The organism is Rhodoferax sp. UBA5149 (assembly GCF_002413825.1).
Lineage (GTDB): Bacteria > Pseudomonadota > Gammaproteobacteria > Burkholderiales > Burkholderiaceae_C > Rhodoferax.
The window spans coordinates 17,335-19,488 of record NZ_DHXT01000198.1 but is presented as its reverse complement, the minus strand read 5'-3'; the positions used below and the strand labels follow the sequence as shown (position 1 = coordinate 19,488).

3 protein-coding genes are annotated in these 2,154 nt (G+C 63.9%); 1 reads left to right on the top strand and 2 read right to left on the bottom strand.

The genetic code is table 11. The features are described from left to right. Positions 1 to 435, top strand: a 435-nt coding sequence (locus B3V69_RS17815; RefSeq protein ID WP_296448369.1) for an MFS transporter, incomplete at its 5' end; no start/stop codon positions are given. Here the strand turns inward: B3V69_RS17815 and B3V69_RS17810 are convergent. Together B3V69_RS17810 and B3V69_RS17805 are read right to left on the bottom strand one after the other, a co-directional pair. Continuing rightward, a complete protein-coding gene (locus tag B3V69_RS17810; protein WP_296448367.1) occupies positions 432 to 1,280 on the bottom strand; it encodes an alpha/beta hydrolase in 849 nt (282 codons plus the stop codon). The genes B3V69_RS17815 and B3V69_RS17810 overlap by 4 nt on opposite strands. Beyond that, positions 1,277 to 2,154: peptidase dimerization domain-containing protein (locus tag B3V69_RS17805; protein ID WP_296448365.1), on the bottom strand; the 878-nt coding region annotated here is incomplete at its 5' end. The genes B3V69_RS17805 and B3V69_RS17810, both read right to left, overlap by 4 nt.

Here is a 2,154-nt window from a genome sequence, read left to right as displayed (position 1 = left end):
CTGGAATGGCATGTGATTGGCATGTTCGCGCCCGGGTTTTTCACCGGCCATTTGATCAAGCGCTTTGGCACACTGCCCATCATGGGGGTGGGCGTCGCGCTCAACGCCTTGTGCATCGTGGTGGCCCTCTCCGGTGTGGACCTGCAACAGTTTTTGATCGCGTTGTTTCTGCTGGGTGTAGGGTGGAATTTCCTGTTCACGGGCAGCACCACGCTGTCCCTGCAAACCTACTCGCCCGAGGAGAAAGACCGGGCCCAGGGCGCCCTGAATTTCTTTGTCTTCGCGACACTGGCCTTGAGTTCTTTTTCCTCCGGCGTGCTGGTCACGACCCGTGGCTGGGTGCTGCTGAATTTCGGCTCGCTGCTGCCCGTGGCATTGACGGCAGCGTTACTGGTGTGGCTCAGGCTGCAGCAGGGCCGCCGGCTGGCGACCTAAAACCGCGCGTCAAGCCACCGCTTGAGCTCGGTAAACACAGGCACCGGTTGGAGCTCATTGAATATCTCATGGTAGAGCGTCTCAAAACAACGTGATGTGAGCACCTGTTTCGGGGCCGCTGCCGCAAAGGCCCGGCTGCCAGCCGGATTGACCAGCTTGTCGGCACCGGCGTACAGCAACAGGGTGGGCACTTTCCAGGTCGGCGCCAGCGCCAAGGTGGCCGCCCCGCCGTCGGCGATGAAGCGCGCCAGCCGAGCTGAAACGCGGTCATGCACCAGCGGGTCCTTCTGGTAAGCGGCAACGACGGCCGGATCGTGCGAAATGAGCGACGCATCCAGCCCGTTGCCGACGCGCAGATTGGGCGCGATTTTGGGCAGTACCGCCACCAGCAGTTTCTGCACCACATTGAGCCCCGGGTCGAGCGCGGGCGAGGACAAGATCAGGGCCGCCACCGGGCGGATCGCCAGCGCCACAAAGCGCGCGGCCACCAGCCCGCCCATGCTGTGCCCCAGCAATATCAGCGGCGTTTTGGGGTCCATGCGGGCGCGCGTGCTGTCCACGATATCGGCCAGGTCTTCCAGCAAACGGGTGTCCGTCGGCAGGCCACCACGCGGTCCGCCCGACTCGCCATGGCCATACTGGTCATAGCCGCGCACCGCAAAACCCCAGTCATTGAGCAAACGGGCAAGCGTGTCATAGCGTCCCGCATGTTCGCCCAAACCGTGCACCAGAACGACCACGCCGCGCAAGGGCGTGCGCGGCTCCAGCGGCCAGTCCTGGATGGCGATGTTGTCGCCGTCGCTGGCCACAAAAGTGGAGAGTGTGCTTTCGGTTTCGGTAGTCATAAGGGTAGTTGGGCAATGACCTGGGCCACCGCCGCTGTCAGTTTCTTGGCGTAGGGCACATGCAAAAACTCATTGGGTCCATGCGCGTTGCTCTTGGGACCCAGCACACCACAGACCATCATTTGCGCCTTCGGAAAACCCTCGGACAGCATGTTCATGAGCGGAATGGTGCCGCCCTGGCCGATGTAGCCGCAGGGGGCGCCAAAACAAGCTTGCGAGGCCTGATCGAGCGCCTGCTCGAACCACGGCGCCGTACCGGGCGCATTCCAGCCGGTGGCCGCCCCCGCGTTCTCGAAGGTGACCCGCGCCTGGTAGGGTGCGTTGTCTTCCAGCAGGGTCTTGAGTTGCTGGACCGCGGTTGCCGCGTCAATCAGTGGCGGCAACCGCAGGCTGAGCTTGAAGGCGGTGTAGGGCCGCAACACGTTGCCCGCGTTTTTAAAGTCAGGAAAGCCCTCGGCGCCGGTCACGCTGAGCGTCGGCGCCCAGGTCCGGTTCAGCAGGGCCTGCAGGGGGTCGCTGGTGGTGGGCAGCGCAAAGGTACTGGAGCCGCCACAGTCGTAGTGCGCCCACGGGAAGCGCTTGTACACCTCATCGCCCAGGATCGCCGCCGTGGCTTGTGCCTGGGCCAGGCGATCGGCCGGTATGTCGCAATGAAACGAGGGGGGCAGCAGGCGGCCGGTGGCGCTGTCTTCAAGCCGGTCCAGCACCTGACGCATGATGCGAAAACTCGATGGCACCAGGCCGCTGGCGTCGCCCGAATGCACGCCTTCGGTCAGGATTTCAACCTTCAGCACACCGCTGGCCATGCCGCGCAGACTGCTGGTGAGCCAGAGCTGGTCGTAGTTGCCGGCGCCCGAATCCAGGCAAACGACCA